The organism is Flavobacterium sp. CR10, assembly GCF_055814415.1.
This window is the reverse complement of sequence record NZ_CP185985.1, coordinates 2732258-2751835: the sequence shown is the minus strand read 5'-3', so window position 1 is coordinate 2751835 and position 19578 is coordinate 2732258. Positions and strand designations below refer to the sequence as shown.

The following is a 19578-nucleotide window of genomic DNA, read 5'->3' as shown; positions in this document are numbered from 1 at the left end:
TTAATAAATGATAATTTTTTTGACGAGTGTCTGCTGTTCGGTTTCCAGTACTAAAATGTACATTCCAGATTGTAGTGCTGTATTAAAATCAATTTCATAGCTTTTCTTTCCTGAATCTTTTTTCTGAAGTGTATATTGCCCTAAAGTTGAAAATAGTCTTAAATTTACGGTACTGTTATTCTCTAAATTTATAATCGCTTTAAAGTTCCCATCGTTTGGATTTGGGGTTACAATAAAATTTTTAATAAACTTAGAAGTGCTTTCTGAATTGGGCAATGTGCTTCTCTTCTCTACCAAAATATCTTTATCAAACAAAGCATAACATTCCCCTTGAGTCTGTTTCAAACCAATTGTATAAATTCCAGTTTTGCTAAATTGAAGGGTAATATATTTTTCTTTCTGGTCTATTATTTTAACCCCACTAGGCACAAGCCATTCAGTACTTTCACCAAAAGGATCACTAGTGTTTACAAGAATAACCTCTTCATCTAAGTAAGCCTGAGAACTCAATAAGAATTCAGAACTTATTAAATCCTGACTTCTTTTTAATATAATATCATCTTCTCCAACACAGCCCAAACTTGAAGTTACTTTTACATGATAGGTTCCACCTTTTGTTAAATTTACTTTAGGTTCATTTGAAGTAAATCCGTTTGTTGAAGTCCAAATATATTGTGCCTTTTCATCAGCAATTGAAGCATCCAAATACAAGCTTTGATCTCCACATAAGGTTCTATTTCCTCCTAAATCAACTACAATAGGATCGGGATTTTTTAGCGTAAATCTTTTTTTATACACACAACAATCAGGACATACGATAGTCACCTCATAATTTCCTGCTGTAAGATTATCTAGATTCTGCGTTGTTGCGCCTGTATTCCATAAAAAGCTGTATGGCAAGTTTCCTCCCGTAACATTGAGATGTATTGAACCATCGCTGCCTTTATAACAGGTAGGATTTTTGATTTCTTCTGTAGTAAATATTCCTTTAGGATCACCCACAAAAATATTTCCTTGGACAATACATCCTTTTGCATCAGTTACCAATACAAAATAATTGTTTGTGGTAATATTTTCTATCCTAGCAGTTGTATCTCCATTTGTCCACTCATAAGTGTATGGTGGAGTTCCTCCAGAAACATGAGCTTCTGCCCAGCCATCATCACCATTATTGCAGCTTGCATTTAATTTTGTAAATGTTAAGCTTAATTTTTCAGGCTGAGGCATATATTGAATTACATCAATCTCTTTTGCTAGAGCGTTATTTACATAAGTTCCAAGTCTGATTCCATTTGCATCTTCTATATTAAGCGCATAAGTTCCTTCCGAAATATTTTCAATTGCCTCACTTTTATTCTCCAAAATTTCGAAAGAACCATCGACTTGTTTTTTCTTCCAAGTATAATAATATGGTAATCCATTGTTTTGGTTCTCTTGCAATTGAATTCCTCCTTTAACATGTGCCATTAAAATTCCGTCCTGAGATTCATCTCTTTGATTATCCTGCGGATTATTATCTGTTTCATTTCCAAATTCATTATTTACGTTACAAGAAATAGCGCGAACTATTTCGAAAGTAACTTCAAGCGGATCTGGATCATCCAGAGTAACAACAGAAGTAGAAATATTACAACTGGTTTTATTTATTGCATTATCATAATTGGCATCATGAACATTTAATATATAAGTTTCTTCTGGTACTCCATTTAACGAAATGGTAAAAACCCCATTATTAAAATTGGTAATTGCTTTTTGTAAAACTCCCTTGCTGTTCTTCCATTCATACCAATAACTATTATTAGAGAATATAGTTCCTCCTTTAATTTCTACAGTGATTTTTCCGTTTGTAGCCTTGAAAAAACTTGGATTAAGAATTTCTGTATATTTAACTGTTAAGGGTTCTGCTGGCTCTAATATTGTAACACTTTCTTGCGTGGTACATCCTTTTGCATCAGTAACAAAAATCCAGTATTCTCCAGCTTTTAAAACTGTATTTTTATCAGTTTCTACGTCATTAGACCAATTGAACTCATAAGGAGGAGTTCCTCCAGACACTTGTGCTTGCGCCCAACCATCATTTCCTCCACTACAAAAAACATTTCCATGTTTAATAACCACAGATAATTTTGGAGGTTCTTGCAAAAACTGAGTTGCGTCAATTTCCTGAGTTAAAACATTATTAACATAAGTTCCTAACATGATTCCATTTCGATCTTTTACATTTAAAGCGTAATTTCCGTGAGAAAGATTCGAAGCCGTCGGACCTACAACATCTGTTAGTGTTTTCCATGAGCCATCAGGTTGTTGTTTTTTCCAATAGAAATAATAGGGCAATCCATTATTGGCAGAAATAGCTAAAGGTGTTCCGCCTGTAACGTGAGCTGTTACAATACCATCCTGAGATTCATCGCGTTGTCCATCTTTTGGATTTAGATCTGTACTATCGCCAAATTCATTAGTCGAATTGCAAGAAATTCCGCGGGTAATTTCAAGTACAACTTTTAGAGGATCAGGCTCGTTTAGTGTTACTTTTGATTCTATTACCGAACAATTGATAATTTGATTGGTCCCTTCATTGTAATTTTTATCCTTTATGGTTAAAAAATAATCATCAGCAGGAACTCCATCTATTGTTATGGTATAAAAACCATCCTTTACTTCTGCTACTGCAGCTTGTATCTGCCCTTTTGAATTTTTCCATTCATAACTATAAGATTGATCACTATAAGGTGTGCCGCCTACTATTTTTGCTATAATACGCCCATTAGTTGCTCTTGAAAATGTGGGAGATATAACATCAATATATTCAATTGCTATCGCTGATTGAGGTTCTGTTATCACTACACTTCCTTTAGTAAAACATCCCTTACTATCTGTCACTTCAACAAAATATTCTCCAGCTGTTAATTGAGAAATTTCATTATTATTGACAATTCCGCTTTTTACATTATACCACGTACATGTATATGGAGCCATTCCACCCGTAATATTTACTTTTGCCCAACCATTATTTCCTTCATAGCAAGAAACATTTACAGATTCAAATGACAGATTCAATTTTATTGGCTCTACCAATTCTTTAGTTGCAGGTACTTCTAATACTAAATTTGCTGTATCATAGGTTCCTTGCATTATTCCATTAGCATCTACAACATTCAATGAATAATTTCCCGCACTAAGATTTTGAATTGTACTTGATTTTTCTCCATTTAATACATTCCATACATTTGTAGTTTTATTGAATTTAGACCAAACATATTGGTACGGTTGTGTACCACCAACAACAGATGCACTTAAAATTCCATCTGAGAATTTATCCATGTCAGAATCTACATTCTCAGTATTACAAGAAATTGATTGTGTTTCTGATAATGTTATTACAATTGGCTCTGGCTGAGTTAAAACTTGTGACGATTCAATAATAGAGCAATTCTCTTTGTTTGCAGCAACATTGTAATTTTTATCAGTTACTGTTAACTTATATTCGCCAGCAGGAACATTATTTAATGAAATATTATACGTGTTATCTGCTGAATTATATTGCGCTGTGGTACTAAATTCTTCACCTGTGCTTTTTATCCATTTATAATTATATGATTTGTCGTCTTTTATAGTACCTCCGCTTACTGAAGCAGTAATTTGACCATTATAACTGCCAAAAAAAGTTGGATTCTTTTTATAGGTATAGTTAACGGTTAATGGCAATTGAGGCTGAGTAATCATCTTCTCGATTACTTTATCTTCCCCAAGCTGAATTTCACCATTTACAGAAGTTTGAATTTTTGCGACACAGCCATTCATGTCTTTTACTTTTACCCTATAAGTTCCCGGTGCTAAACCTGTAATAGTATAAGGAGCATTATTAGGAAAAGGTACCCAGTTATTCCCATCGTCCAGTGAGTAATAATCAGAACCTAGCTTATCTCGGGTTCCTCCGGTTGGTGTAATTTCGATTGTTCCATTTTGTGCATTATTACATAAAATATCACTACTTATTATACTAAAATCAAGAGGCCATGGTTTTTCAATTTCAAAAGTTAAAGGTTTAGCAATTGTAGAAGAATAAATTGGTGCTCCATCGTAAAAGCCATTCAATTGAAGATTATATTTTCCTGGTGTTAAATTTAATATTTCAAATGAATTATTGCCATTAAAAACTATATCTAAATAATTCTGAAGTTCGTCCCCTTTATTTTTATTTGTTAAAGTAATGTTTAATTTTTCCTTATCAGATAAAGGTCTATCAAATTTAACTTCAAGAGAACTATTTCCACTATCGTAGCACTCTGCATTTGAAACTTTGAGAGATGTAACATTAGGTGCAGATTTTAGATAAGTAAATGAAATAACATTTGAATTGGAACTTTGGTATTCTCTTATTAATTCGGGAGTGAAAATTTCATTATAATATTCATCATATTTTTTTGGACATGCAATTCTACATTGGAAAAATTGATTAAAAGGTAGTTTATTACAATTCTTAGTACATTCTTCGACTTTGTGATATGCCCCTCGATATGCAATACCCATAGCCTGCTTTTCTCCAGCGTTGCAATCCATATTCACCCAAATATAAACTGTTTTTCCAAGATCATTTTCTGTCAAAAAGTCCTCCCCTTTAATATTTAGTATAGCTTTATTATTAAATGCAGTTGGAATATATTTTTCGGCTCCGTTTCCAACTTTGTATTTCCAATTATAACTATTTGAATCTAAATTATCTGGTAATTCAATTTTTATGTTTTCTGAATTTCCTAAATATAATGGCTCTGGAGACCCGTTAATTTTAACATAAGGCTTCGAAGTTACACTTAGGTATAAGAGATTACTACCTGCATCAGCTTGATAAGATGAGAAGCATTTATTATCAATTTTTATTTGGTCATAGTTCTTATTTGGACCTCCATCACAATTCCCTGCCCAATTTTCCCATCTAACAATTTTATAAAACTCCAAATTCACTATAGGGTTATTCTTTGTAAATGTTTCCTCATAATCAATATCAGAATAAAGTATTCTGCCATCAAAAATAAAAAATGTACTTCCATCTAAACGAGTGGCTTTAATATGCCTTAATCCATCACTGTCTCCACATCCATTGCTGTCTCTATTTTGATATCCAGAAATGTTTAATTTATAATTTGATTCGCCATTTAAGTTTATTTGCCCAAACCCAAATCCCGATACCAACAAAAAAAACAATAAATAAATCTTCTTCATACACCTAATAAACAATGGTTATAACTTCCTCTTTTGCAGGATTGTTACTCAGCAAACTTGGAATTAAGTGATACTCATATTCCATATTTATCTTTAAATTTTTATCTTCAAGAGTAAAAACATCTCCTTTAAGTTCTCTCCATAAAGTTGGATGGCCACCTTTGACATTTTTGTAAATACTCAAACCAGTTATCTTGTCTCTGCTTTTATTATAATCCCAAGTGAGAGTTATCTTTTTATTTGCCCGATCTGGTGTTCCCTGCAAAAAAGAAATAATTTTAATAGGGGTAAAATCTAAAACCTGTACAGTTATTACAGAATGATCTAATGTCGACCAAAGATTACTCTTGTCTTTGGCCAGAATAGCATATTGGTATGTTTTCTTATTCTCTACTCTATCATCTGTAAATTCCTGAATAGTATCGTTTATTTGTTTAATCTCCAGCCATTTTTCCTGTCCCTTTTCTCTTCTTCTCAAACTATATCCAACTACATCTTCACTATAACTTCGAATCCATTTTAGATTAACCTTTCCATCCTTATTATCATAATCTTTAAAAATTGGGGCAGCTGGAGGAATTTTATCCGGTTTTTCTAAAACTAAAATATCCGATGGTTCAGAAATATTATAGCGCATATCTTCGGCTGCAATTCTATAATAGGCTTTTCTATTAGTCATTTTAAGACTTATACTATCTATATATTGATTTTCTATGTATGATTTGTGGTAAATATCTACGAATTCTTCATTTGCCGTATTTGCTCGCAAAATTCTATATCCACGTAAATCTTTTTCTGTATTAACTTTCCATTTTAATTTTACCGTTCCAAGACTATCAATTACACCTTCAAGTCCAATTGGTTTTGCTGGAGGAATTGAATCAACAGGCTGTACCAGCATACTTTGAGAAGTTAACCGTTGATTATTTTTGCCAACTACTGATACAGTAAAATAATTAGACGGATATAGATTTTCTTTGTAGATGAGTTTTCTTTCAGATGGAGAAATTATTTTAGAAACAACTCTATAAGGACCTTTATCATTATCAGCTAAATTGATTTCGTATCCCTGAATAAAACTTTCTGATGCTACAGGATAATCCCATTCCAGATTTACCTCATTCGAATTAATGATATTATAGTTTATTAATCTAGCAGAGGTAACTACTGCAGATACACCTTTGACTGTAATTGGTTTTGTCATTTCTCCCTTTTCTCCAAAAGAGTTAATACCATATAATCTGTAGTGATATGTTTTATCATTCGCACTAAGTGTATCTATATAATACATGTTTTTTGATGGATGATCGTCTTTATCGCTTAGATTTACAAGTGCAGTATTTGATATAGGCTCATAATTGATCCCATCAGAAGATTTTTCAACCATAAAAGAAGTATAAATTCTTTTAAAGGTTTCGTAGTCCCAAGAAAGCATGACTTTTTTATCATCTGGTATTGCAATAAAATCAGTTGGTGCTGGTAAAGCTGTATAATCTTTTAGACCAATAACATATGATGATTCTTTTACTTTTGGAGTTTCAAATACACTTACTTGATAGGCATATACTTCATTCTTTTTTACATTGCTGTCTACAAATCCCCAGCCTGCTTTTACAGCACTATCAAAACTCATATCGGCAGCATATAATGCAAATGTATAACGCTGATCAAGCTCATCGGCCATATTTACAATTTTTGATAATTCGCCTTCTTTGGATCCTGCCACTTCAAAACTTTCGCCATATATAGACTGCGCAATAACAGCTGCATTATTATCTCTTTGCACAAAGTCCAGCCAGGAATCTAACGGCTCTGGCAATAAAGGTTTTAGAGTAAGAAGCATTTTTTCAGGTTTAGATAACACATTGCCGTCACGTAAAACAGTAGTTCTGGTAACTATAAACCCTTTCTTATTTGCTTTCCGCCATTCAATAGGAGAATTAACTGCCCAGCGAAGTAATATTTTATCTTGTTGTGCTCGAGCATTAATTAAAACAACTGGATTTTTAACTTGAGAATATGACAATGTCACAAATAACACTAAGAAAAGAAGAAATCTATTTTTTAACATCCTTTGAAATGCATTTTAAACAAAAAAGCAAATACCTTAACTCAATGATAAGATATTTGCTTTTTTATTTATACTAATATTCGTACTCAACAGTTTCTGTTTCAAATGAATCTCCGTTTGGAAATTTTGTTACTCTCTCTGTCGGATAGCCATTCGCATCATATTTATAGGTATACGTAGTTATATCTATATGAATATTATCTCCAGATCCTGAAGTATAAGTTCTCTGAGTAATATTATTATTAGCTGATTCATCATCTAATAATAAATTCCAACCAACAATGTTTTTAAGAGGGCTATTTTTAGCATCATACTCGTAAACTTCTACTGAGGTAAAATTAGAAGATGATCTTTCTGCTTTAATTAAATTTCCATCTCTGAATGTTAATGTTCCTGTTTGCCCATATTTTTCTTCAATTCCTGTTTCGATATTTACCTTAAATTGTTCATAAGAAACCGTCCCATCATTGTTATGAGTATATTTAGTCTTATGATTATATAAATCATCATATTTTTCAACGTAACTTGTCATCAACCCATTTGTATAACCATATACAATAGAGCCGTCTGGTAATCCGTCCACATCAAACTCCTCAATTTTCGCTATTTGATTTCCTATATAAGTAAATTTTCTTTGTGAACCATCTTCTTCGGTCATACTAACAACTTTATTGCCATTATATTGAACGGTTCTTATAATTGGACTTCCATTTTCGAATTCAGTTATTTTTTTAACTAAAATAGAAGATGCAGAATCTGATGAATCATCTTTTGAACAAGAAGCAAATACAAATGCAACAGCACTTAATAAACATAAAATTTTTTTCATGATTTTGATTTTAAATTAATTAGCTAATTTAGAGATCAAAATATGACAAATGCTCCAGTAAAAGTTTAAATTATAACAAAATAAGACTTATTAATTTTTGTTAAAAATGTTTATTTTTTAGCATAAAAAAACGCTAAGATTAATTTCTTAGCGTTTTTCATTTCTATTCTAAAACCAAACCTATTTGGCCATCATCATCTAATTCTGTTTCAACAGGATCATCTTCTGGAATTTCTGGTTTTTCTGGTACTTCTTCAACTGGTTCTTCATAAGGCAAAGGTTCTAATAGATTTACTTGTCTTAATTTGTCCGTTGTCAATTGATTTCCAAGAGCTTTGAAACCTTTTACGGCTATAAAGTCTTCTACATCAATATGCAAATCGTCTTTTTGAACACCTTTTACTTTAGCAAAAACCAATTGAGCTACTGGACGATAGTCTGTAGAAACGATTTCTAACTGCGAATTTGGGTGATCTGTAATAAAGCTTTCTTCTTTTCCTTCATTTTCAACCAAGAAACGCTTCAAGAAATAACGCTCTTTTTCTCCATCATAGTAAATCGCAGAAATCGGTTTTTTAGGTTTCCATTTCTCCAAAACAATCATATCTTCATCAAAATGCGTAGATAACTCTGGAATTATTACTTTTAATTTTCCTGACTGGCTAATTACTAATATTTTATCTGTCGGCTTAAACTCTCCTAACAATTCCCCTCTTGCATCAACATTTAAGCGTTTTACAGTATCATCAAACCAAACTTTTCTTGGCAATAAAGTCGAAATCCCTTTTTCTTTTAATTCGATTTTCTTGATTGGATATTTGGTCACTAAGTTTCCTTTAGAGCCACGTCCTTTGATTGCTAATTTTGCAAAATCAATATCGAATTTCAGTTTCTTAATCGTTCCAACTTGACGCAGTAAAATAGTTACAACCTCAGCTTCCCCATTTGGATTATGCGAAAAATAAACCACCTGAGAACCGTTTGTTCCATTTGTCAAATCGTACGCTTTATCACGCGTTACTCCAGTAACATTAAAACGTTTTATATACGAAGGACCAGATTTTCCATCACGATACATCATATTATAAATGGTGCGTTTATCGTTTTTATCAAAAACGGCAGCGTGTATAATGTCTTTTCCGATAAAGGTTTTAGCATCTACTTTTGTAATCATCATGGTTCCGTCTCGCAAAAACACGATAACATCATCAATATCAGAACAGTCGCCTACGTATTCATCTTTCTTTAAACTAGTTCCTACGAAACCTTCTTCGCGGTTTACATATAGTTTTGTGTTTCTTAAAACAACTTTTGTAGCTTCAACATTATCAAATACGCGAAGTTCTGTTTTACGCTCTCGTCCTTTTCCGTATTTCTCTTTCAGTTTGGTAAAATAGGCAATGGCAAAATCGGTAAGATGTTCCAAATTGTATTCTACCTCTTTCATTTCCTCTTCTAATCTAGAAATTAATTCATCTGCTTTATCAGAGTCGAAACGTGTGATACGAATCATTGGAATTTGAGTCAAACGCTGTAAATCATCATCGTTGATTTCTCTAACAAATGATTTTTTGAAAGGCTCAAAACGGTCGTATAAATATTTGTAAAGTGATTCTCTATCTCCGTATAATTTGAAGTCAATATACATTTCTTCACGAATGAAGATTTTTTCCAAAGTAGAGAAATGCCACTTATTTTTTAATTCTTCTAATTGAATTTCAAGCTCTTGTTTTAGCAAATCAACCGTTCTTTCGGTTGAAATTTTCAACATTTCAGAAACTCCAATAAACAATGGTTTATTATCTTCAATCACACATCCTAAAGGTGCAATAGAAGTTTCACAGGCCGTAAATGCAAATAAAGCATCGATCGTTTTATCTGGCGAAACACCAGGGAAAAGATGAATCAGAATCTCTACATCGGCAGCCGTGTTATCTTCAATTTTCTTGATTTTGATTTTACCTTTTTCATTGGCTTTCAAAATACTATCAATCAAACTCGATGTATTGGTAGAAAACGGAATCTGCGTAATGACCAAGGTGTTTTTGTCTAATTGCGAAATTTTAGCACGAACACGCACACGTCCGCCACGCATTCCGTCGTTGTAATTCGAAACGTCAGCAACACCGGCTGTTGCAAAATCTGGATAAAGCGTAAACGATTTCCCCTTTAAGATTTTAATCGAAGCGTCAATTAATTCGTTAAAGTTATGAGGAAGTACTTTTGTAGAAAGTCCAACCGCAATACCTTCTGCTCCTTGTGCTAAAAGCAATGGGAATTTTACAGGAAGATTAATTGGTTCAGCTTTTCGACCATCATAAGATAGTCCCCATTCTGTAATTTTTGGAGAATATAAAACCTCCAAAGCAAATTTAGATAATCGTGCCTCAATATAACGGGGTGCTGCTGCCCCATCGCCAGTTAAGATATTTCCCCAGTTTCCTTGACAGTCAATCAATAAATCTTTTTGACCGATCTGTACCATTGCGTCACCAATACTCGCATCTCCATGTGGGTGATACTGCATGGTGTGACCAACAACATTGGCAACTTTATTATAACGACCATCATCCAGCTCTTTTAACGAGTGCATAATACGACGCTGAACAGGTTTGAATCCGTCCTCGATAGCAGGAACTGCACGTTCCAAAATTACGTACGAAGCATAATCCAAGAACCAGTCTTTATACATTCCCGTTACTTTAGTAATAACGTCTTCGCCTTCTTCTTCTTGATTTTCGTAAAAATGTGCTCCTTCAAAATGTTTTCCTTCTCCATCAATCACATCATCATCTCCATCTTGAATGTTATCTTGATTTTCATCTTGATTATTCTCGTCGTCGTTTGGAATTATGTTATCGTCTTCTTCGTCTTTCATATATTTTGTTCAGTATAACTACTAAAAATTCTTCTATAATTCTTTTCTTTTTAAGCCTCCTCAAGCTCATCAATCTCCACCTTCAAATTCTTGATAATAAAATCTTGTCTGTCTGGCGTATTTTTCCCCATGTAGAAAGACAATAACTGCTCGATTGAAGTATGCTTATCCATCATAACCGGATCAAGGCGAATCGTATCTCCAATAAAGTTCTTGAACTCATCTGGCGAAATCTCTCCCAAACCTTTAAATCGGGTGATTTCGGGTTTTGGTTTTAATTTTTCAATCGCATCTTTTCTTTCTTCTTCAGAATAACAATAAATCGTTTCTTTTTTATTTCTAACCCTGAAAAGCGGTGTCTGTAAAATATACAAATGCCCTTCTTTGATTAATTCAGGGAAAAACTGTAAAAAGAAAGTAATCAACAATAAACGAATGTGCATTCCGTCGACATCGGCATCGGTTGCGATTACGATGTTGTTGTAACGCAGTTTTTCTAATCCATCTTCGATATCTAATGCAGCTTGCAATAAATTGAATTCTTCGTTTTCATATACAATTTTTTTAGACATTCCATATGAATTCAAAGGTTTACCACGCAAACTGAAAACCGCTTGTGTATTTACGTCACGTGACTTTGTAATTGACCCAGAAGCCGAATCTCCCTCGGTAATAAAAAGCGTACTTTCTAAGTTTCTTGGGTTTTTGGTATCTGGAAGATGCGCACGACAATCTCTTAATTTTTTATTGTGAAGATTGGCTTTTTTAGCACGATCTGTCGCCAGTTTTCTAATTCCTGACAATTCTTTTCTTTCGCGTTCTGCCTGAAGAATTTTACGCAATAAAGCTTCAGCTGTCGGCGGATTTTTATGCAGGTAATTATCGAGTTTCGTTTTGATGAAATCGTTAACGAATGTACGAACAGAAACCGCTGGCGATCCATCATCAGAACCCATATCGGTAGAACCTAGTTTTGTTTTGGTCTGAGACTCAAAAACCGGTTCCATTACTTTAATACTAATCGCACTTACAATCGATTTTCGAACATCTGATGCCTCAAAATTCTTATTGTAAAACTCACGAATCGTTTTTACAACTGCCTCACGGTAAGCCGCTAAGTGCGTTCCTCCTTGTGTTGTGTTCTGACCGTTTACGAAAGAGTGATATTCTTCGCTATATTGGGTTTTACTGTGGGTCAATGCAACCTCAATATCGTGGTCTTTCAAATGGATAATTGGATATTCTAAATCTTCTTCACTGATAGTCTCTTCCAACAAATCGCGAAGTCCGTTTTCTGAATAGTATTTTTCTCCATTGAAAATAATCGTCAAACCATTGTTTAGATAACAATAGTTTTTAACCATTTTCACTACATATTCTAAACGGAATTTAAAGTTTTTGAAAATCGTTTCGTCTGGCGTAAAAGTTACTTTTGTCCCTTTACGTTTTGTCGTATCGATTATTTCTTCTTCTAAAACTAAATTTCCAGCTGAAAACTCTGCTCCTTTTTGTTTATCATCACGAACAGATTCTACACGGAAATAAGTCGAAAGTGCATTTACTGCTTTTGTTCCGACTCCATTCAAACCTACTGATTTCTGGAAAGCTTTTGTATCGTACTTTCCTCCCGTATTCATCTTCGAAACTACATCGACCACTTTCCCTAACGGAATTCCACGTCCGTAATCACGAACCGTAACCGTTTTGTCTTTGATACTTACTTCAATAGTTTTTCCAGAGCCCATTACGAACTCATCGATACAGTTGTCTAAAACCTCTTTTAGAAGAATGTAAATACCATCATCCGGCGCAGATCCGTCTCCAAGTTTTCCGATATACATCCCGGGACGCATACGGATATGTTCTTTCCAATCAAGCGAACGAATATTATCTTCGGTATATTGATTTTGCTCTAGCATATATGATTTTAGGATTTTTTGCTAATGTACCATTTCTTAACAAAAAATGAAAGCGTATTTCTTTTTTGTTATGAATAATAACAGTTTAAAATCTATCTAAGTTGATTTTAAAATAAAATGGGTGTCAAAATTATAAAAAACTGCTTTTTCAGCAAAAAAAATACTATTTGATTCCGAGTACTTCTTTTGCCAAAGCAATCATTTCGGGCGTTCCCGTATTTTTGTTCTTTTCGTCAGAAAGCTTTACTACACCTTGCCAATGTACATTATCAGGTTTTGTATCCGTTAATTTTATAACCATATTCATGGCTGGAAGTCCTACGTCGTTGGTGAAATTTGTTCCAATTCCAAACGACATTTTTATTTTATCCTGACAGAAATCGGCAATCTTTTTTACTTTGTCGTAATTGAGCGAATCTGAAAAAACGATAACTTTTGATTTCGGATCAATTCCCATTTTGTTATAATGAGAAATTACTTTCTGAGCAAACTCAATCGGATCGCCACTGTCATGTCGAACGCCGTCAAAAAGTTTGGAATATTTTTTATCAAACTGATTGAAAAATATTTCTGTAGTATACGTATCGGTTAAAGCGATTCCAAGATCACCTCCATAGACTTTTGTCCAGTTTTCAAGACTTGTAAAATTTGCCACCTGAAAACCATATTGCGCCGCATGAAACATAAACCATTCGTGAGCGTGTGTGCCTAAAGGTCTTCGATTATTGACCATTGCAAAATGCACATTACTTGTACCAATAAAACTCTGTCCTCCATACGTTTGCAAAGTCTCATTCACAAGACTCTGCACATCATAAGAGTGACGGCGTCTTGTTCCAAATTCTAAAATAGAAACGCCAAGTCTATTGTAATTCTCTATTTTTTCTTTCGTAAGACTTTTTACAGCTTCATCATTTAAACGAATTAAATGATTGGATTTATAAAAAAGTTCTGAAATCAAAGCCATTAACGGCACTTCCCACAAAATAGTTCTGTACCAATACCCTTCAACGGTAACTTTTATTTCTGAACCTTCCTGACTAATCTGAACTTCAGACGGATCAAAACTATAGCCTTGCAGAAAATCTAAATAAGTTGGGTCAAGATAAGGACAATAATGTGCTAAATAACTTTTCTCTTCTTTTGTTAGACGAAGATCTGCCATTGCATCAACAGAATTTCGAAGTAATTCTGCAAATCCCTCAGGAAAAATATGTTTTCCACGGTTTATAAAACCATACCGAACTTTTGCTTTTGGAAAAAGTTTAATTACAGCATGCTGCATTGTAAATTTGTAGAAATCATTGTCTAAGATTGATTTCAGAAAAGTTGTTTCCATAGCATTCAAATTCGGATCATTCTTGCTAAGATACGTCAATTTCAGAAAAGATGGAAATTACTGGATTCTTAGCTCATTATTTTTAAACTATTTTAAAAGAAACGACACTATTTCCATCTACAAAAACAGTAATATAATCACCTATGTTACTATCTATTGGAATCTGAAATTCTAAACCTCCTCGCTTCTCTTTCGAATTTTGAACTTTAACCGCTTTATTATATTTATTCAAATAAAAAACCTGATTCGATTTTGAAAGATTTTTGATTTCTACTGTAATCTTATCGCCATTTCGCGCTTCAATTATCCCAGAATCTGGCGATTTAATTTTATAATCTTTTTCGATTGTAGTATTATAAATCAAAGGTCCATTAAGAAAATCTTCTTTACTTAACCTATTTCCCAAATAGGAACCTGAATCTGGAAAATGCTTCGCAAAGAAATAATCTGGATCTGTATCAAAATAAGCCGGATTAAAATCATTGACCATTCTTCCTTTACTGCCATCGTAATAGCCTTGCCCCCATGTCACATCTAAAAGACGCCATTTTTTATCAATCAAGACCATATTCCAAGCATGATTGGATGAAGTGGTTTTTCGACCAATATCTCGCACTGAAATTTTAGAATCGCCACGAATGATTTCACATTTAATTCCCATTGCAGTAGCTAAATGCTGGTACAAAGCCGTAAAACCTTCACAAACTGCTTTTTTAGATTTAAAAGCTTTCTGAATCAGATTATCATTCAGCTGTTTTATTTTTCGTTGTTTTTCAGCTTCAGAAGAATAGCTGAAACCTTGAACTCTTGGCGGATTCAAATAGGCATTATAATCGTATCTTATATTGAAGGCAATCCAGCTGTAAATAGCACGTGCGCGATCATAATCCGAATCAAAATCTTTTTCGATTCTGTCGGCTAATTTTTCGGTGCTATCAAAGCTTTTTGGGTATTTTGCAACTATTTTATCAACTTCACTAATCTTTTGAGCAAAAGTAAAATTGATGAAAATACTATTTAATAAAAGGAAAATAAGGGCAATCTTTTTTTGTGGCATTTAAAAATTTGATTTAATAATATCTTTCAGTTCTTGATCTAATTCAGGATTAGAGATTTTATTTTCTTGTAAATCAAAATTCGAGCCAAACGCTGGTAATGAGAAACTTCCTTTAATTTCTGCACCATAACGCGGGAAAAGATTCTGCGCAATTCCTAAAACAGATGCACCTCCTCGACCTCCTGGTGAAGTTGCCAATAATAACATTGGTTTGTGCTGAAAAACGTCTTTTTCGATTCGAGAACTCCAATCGAAAACATTTTTGAAAGCAACAGAATAATTTCCGTTGTTTTCTGCCATCGAAACCACTAGAATATCAGCTTCTTTAAGTTTATTCAAGAATGCTTGCGCTACTTCATGCTGACCGATTTCTTTTTCAAGATCTACGCTGAAAACTGGCATTGCAAAATCATTAAGATCTAAAACCTCAACATCTGCATTTTCAAATAAACTAGATGCATAAGTTGCTAAATGTTTGTTGATTGACTGCTTGCTGTTACTTCCTCCAAAAGCTACTATTTTCATATTTGCGGTATTTGTTTTTTTTTAAACCATATAAGTAATATAAGAAAATTTAAGTTTGACATCTTTAATTTAAAGACAAAGCTTTTTAAATGAACTTATATCACTTATATGGTTCAATAATTAATTTTCTATTTCAAATATCTCTTTTTGTATTTCTACAGAATAATCATTTGGTGAAATACTTCCGCCGAAAGCTTTCGCATAGACTTTAGTAAATTCTGCTCCAAAATATAAAATAATAGCCGAATAATATACCCAAACCAAAATTATAATTACAGAACCCGCTGCACCGTAAACGCTTGCAACGGTTGAATTTCCTAAGTATACTCCAATTGCAAATTTACCTATCATAAATAAAATCGCAGTACTTGATGCTCCAATGAAAGCATCTTTCCATTTGATGATTCCGTCAGGTAAAGTTCGGAATATAATGGCAAAAAGCAATGTTATGCTGGCAAAAACAATTACCAAATTAACCACATAAAAAAAGTAAACTGTTGTGTCTGGAAAATAGAGTTTTAAACGAGCATTTAAAAGATCCAGAGTAGCATTGACCATTAAACTGACTAGCATTAAAAATCCAACAGAAACGATCATAGAAAAAGACATCAATCTGTTTTGAATGAACTTTTTCAAACCTTTATTTGGTTTTGCACGAAGTCCCCATATATAATTAATCGAACTCTGAATTTCGGCAAAAACTCCTGATGCACCAATTAAAAGCATCACAACCCCAAAAACGGTTACAAAGACATTACTGTCTGATAGTTGAACATTTTTGATTGCCTCCTGAATCTGTACAGCAGCATTATTTCCAACCAATCGATTTATCTGACCATATAACTGACCTGTGACTGCCTCTTCCCCAAAAAAGAATCCACAAATCGTAATTATAATAATCAATAAAGGAGGCAAAGCAAAAATGGTATAATAAGATAATGCTGCGCTTAACTTTATAGCGTTGTCATCATTGAATTCTAAAAATGTTGTTTTTAATAAATACCAGGTTTTTGAAAAGATATTATGATTTTTCATTTGCTGATCTTTTGATATTCACCCAAATTTAAGCAATAATGAAATTTCGGCTCTTTTGTGATTTTATGGGAATTTTATATTTTTCCCATCTACCAATATGCAATTCCTAACGGAATACTACTTTTCAAGATCCATGATTTGAATTAACCATATTAGATTCTTAAGAAAATAATCTCGTAGAGATTTAATATTGGTAACTTAAAAAAAACGACACTCTAATTGTCCCGTAGGGACTTAACATCAAAAAATTATTTATAGTGACAAAAAATCCCTTTATCATAAACTGTCCATAAACTTGCTTTTTGATTCGCTGCTTTTAAAGCATTATTTGCCCAAGTATTGCATGTATAAAAAAGGCTGTAACTTCCTTTGGCTTCATAAAAAGCATCTTTTTTTCCGTAGCTGTGACCTTCAATCCATTGTGGACGAATCGGATCGCTAAAACTATTAGAAATATAATTGACCAAGTTTTGATAATTTTCTTTTGACACCAAAATACGTTTGCAGTCATCTCCTTCTCTTAATTGTTTAAAAAACGTTGCATGCACTGCAGAAGAACTAATTCCAAATGCGGCTTTAAAAGCTGTACTTGCTTTTAAATCTGACCATTCTGGAGTTTCTAAATAAAAGCCTTTATCTCCCCAACCAAATGCGATATAATTCATCAACGAATCCTTTGATTGAGTTTGATTGAATTGAATTTCGTTTCTCCAATCTTTTATTTCATTTTTTACAGGAACTACAATATCAGTATGCACTCCGTTTGAAAGAATGTAAATCGGAATTGCGTCTCGTTCTTCGACTTTTGCGATATCTGAATTGACTGTAATTTTAGAAATAATCAAAACAGAAGAAATATAAAGGGCAAGAAAACTGAAAATTCCGAAAAGCGTCCAGCCTAGAATTTTGAATGACTTTTTTAGCATTTTGATTGGTTGATTTTAGATTAGTAATTGGTTATTTTTTCTATAACCAATTTTTGAGCCAAAAATTTTTCAGTTGCTAAAATGGACCGCGGATTTTATTGATTCGCTTTCGCGAAAGCGCGGATTTAAACGGATTTTAATTTTCAATTTTGTCATCCTGAGCGGAGTCGAAGGACATGCAAGTAGCTCTACAATCTAAATCGCTAATCTTTGCGCGGGCTTCGACTCCGCTCAGCCTGAAATTCCAAAACTTAAGTACTAGACATAAAAAAAAACTGCTGAATCTCTCCAGCAGTTTTAGTCTTTATTAATTCCAAAACTTAAGTACTAGACATAAAAAAAAACTGCTGAATCTCTCCAGCAGTTTTAGTCTTTATTCATTGTTCTTTACTCTTTCTTCTAAAAAAAAAATTAAACGTTAAAACGGAAATGCATTACATCACCATCCTTTACAATATATTCTTTTCCTTCCACTCTGAATTTTCCAGCTTCTTTTGCTTTTGCCTCAGAACCATAATGAACGTAATCGTCATATGAAATTACCTCTGCACGGATAAATCCTTTTTCAAAATCAGTGTGAATAACACCCGCTGCTTGTGGTGCAGTTGCTCCAATTGGAATAGTCCAAGCACGAACTTCTTTTACACCAGCTGTAAAGTAAGTCTGCTGTTTTAATAATTTGTAAGCTGCACGAATTAAAACTGATGCTCCTGGCTCTTCTAATCCCATGTCTTCAAGAAACACCTGACGCTCTTCGTAGCTTTCTAATTCTGTAATATCAGCTTCTGCTCCTACTGAAAGTACAATTACTTCAGCATCTTCATCTTTTACTAATTCACGAACCTGATCCACATATTTATTTCCGTTTACTGCAGAACTTTCATCAACATTACAAACGTATAAAACTGGTTTTGCAGTTATCAATTGAAAACTTTCCAATAAAACTTCTTCGTCATTATTTTGAGGAACAATTGTTCTAGCAGATTTCGCTTGCAAAAGAGCTTCTCTAATTCTGTTTAGCAAAGCTTCTTCTGCCTGAGCTTCTTTATTTCCTGTTTTTGCAGCACGTTTTACTTTCTCCAAACGTTTTTCGATTGTTTCTAAATCTTTTAACTGCAATTCGATATCAATCGTTTCTTTGTCACGAATTGGATTTACGTTTCCATCAACGTGCACAATGTTATCATTGTCAAAACAACGTAAAACGTGAATAATAGCATTACACTCTCTAATGTTTCCTAAAAACTGGTTTCCAAGACCTTCACCTTTACTTGCACCTTTTACTAAACCTGCAATATCTACAATATCTACAGTTGCCATTTGTACACGCTCTGGTTTTACTAGTTCTTCTAGTTTGTTGATTCTTGGATCTGGAACGTTTACAACACCAATATTTGGTTCGATTGTACAAAACGGAAAGTTTGCACTCTGCGCTTTTGCATTAGATAAACAATTAAATAATGTTGATTTTCCAACATTTGGTAATCCTACAATTCCTGCTTTCATCTGTTTGTTTCTATTTATTTTGTTCGGTCTTCTATTCTAGACCTCAAACACTAAACATTGTTTTTTAGTGCGTTATGATTTTATCTGATTTTCTGATTTCTGCCAAAATGATATTTTTTGGCATTAAAATTTTGCAAATATAAGATTTAATAGCTCTTGCGCGAAGTAAAAATGTTCAATAATATAATTTTAGACATATGCAATGAAATTTTTAAACATTTTATTAATATTTTGTTAAAAAAGATTACTTTTATAAAACTGATCAACAAAAAA

11 protein-coding genes are annotated in these 19578 nt (G+C 33.2%); all 11 read right to left on the bottom strand.

Translation table 11 applies throughout. The features are described from left to right. Positions 1 to 5220 (bottom strand): T9SS type A sorting domain-containing protein, encoded by a 5220-nt coding sequence (locus ACNRYB_RS12205; protein ID WP_473730229.1) that lies wholly within the window; start codon positions 5218 to 5220, stop codon positions 1 to 3. 4 nt (positions 5221 to 5224) lie between these two features. Then, the gene (locus tag ACNRYB_RS12200; protein ID WP_473730228.1) at positions 5225 to 7291 is read right to left on the bottom strand and encodes a fibronectin type III domain-containing protein; all 2067 of its coding nucleotides are present in this window, start codon (positions 7289 to 7291) and stop codon (positions 5225 to 5227) included. Between the two features lie 73 nt (positions 7292 to 7364). Then, entirely contained in the window at positions 7365 to 8120 is a 756-nt protein-coding gene (locus tag ACNRYB_RS12195) for a hypothetical protein (RefSeq protein ID WP_343705810.1), read from the bottom strand. A gap of 163 nt (positions 8121 to 8283) precedes the next feature. Then, positions 8284 to 10998: a DNA gyrase/topoisomerase IV subunit A gene (locus ACNRYB_RS12190; RefSeq protein WP_473730227.1), complete on the bottom strand. Its 2715-nt coding sequence runs from the start codon at positions 10996 to 10998 to the stop codon at positions 8284 to 8286. A gap of 50 nt (positions 10999 to 11048) precedes the next feature. Beyond that, positions 11049 to 12917 carry a DNA topoisomerase IV subunit B gene (locus ACNRYB_RS12185; RefSeq protein ID WP_473730226.1) on the bottom strand — a complete coding sequence of 623 codons (1869 nt, stop codon included), beginning with the start codon at positions 12915 to 12917 and terminating at the stop codon, positions 11049 to 11051. Positions 12918 to 13080: 163 nt separating this feature from the next. Beyond that, positions 13081 to 14256, bottom strand: coding sequence for a nicotinate phosphoribosyltransferase (pncB, locus tag ACNRYB_RS12180; RefSeq protein WP_473730225.1), 1176 nt, complete (start codon positions 14254 to 14256; stop codon positions 13081 to 13083). Positions 14257 to 14338: 82 nt separating this feature from the next. Further along, complete coding sequence (locus ACNRYB_RS12175; protein ID WP_473730224.1) at positions 14339 to 15313, bottom strand: transglutaminase domain-containing protein; 975 nt, start codon at positions 15311 to 15313, stop codon at positions 14339 to 14341. Next, on the bottom strand, positions 15314 to 15838 hold the full coding sequence (locus ACNRYB_RS12170) for an NADPH-dependent FMN reductase (RefSeq protein WP_008462574.1): 525 nt from the start codon (positions 15836 to 15838) through the stop codon (positions 15314 to 15316). A 120-nt stretch (positions 15839 to 15958) separates the two neighbouring features. Beyond that, positions 15959 to 16873 (bottom strand): YihY/virulence factor BrkB family protein, encoded by a 915-nt coding sequence (locus ACNRYB_RS12165; RefSeq protein WP_129748638.1) that lies wholly within the window; start codon positions 16871 to 16873, stop codon positions 15959 to 15961. Between the two features lie 248 nt (positions 16874 to 17121). Then, positions 17122 to 17799: a TIGR02117 family protein gene (locus tag ACNRYB_RS12160; RefSeq protein ID WP_473730223.1), complete on the bottom strand. Its 678-nt coding sequence runs from the start codon at positions 17797 to 17799 to the stop codon at positions 17122 to 17124. 411 nt (positions 17800 to 18210) lie between these two features. After that, positions 18211 to 19305 (bottom strand): redox-regulated ATPase YchF, encoded by a 1095-nt coding sequence (gene ychF, locus ACNRYB_RS12155; protein WP_091130460.1) that lies wholly within the window; start codon positions 19303 to 19305, stop codon positions 18211 to 18213. Positions 19306 to 19578: the final 273 nt, after the last annotated feature.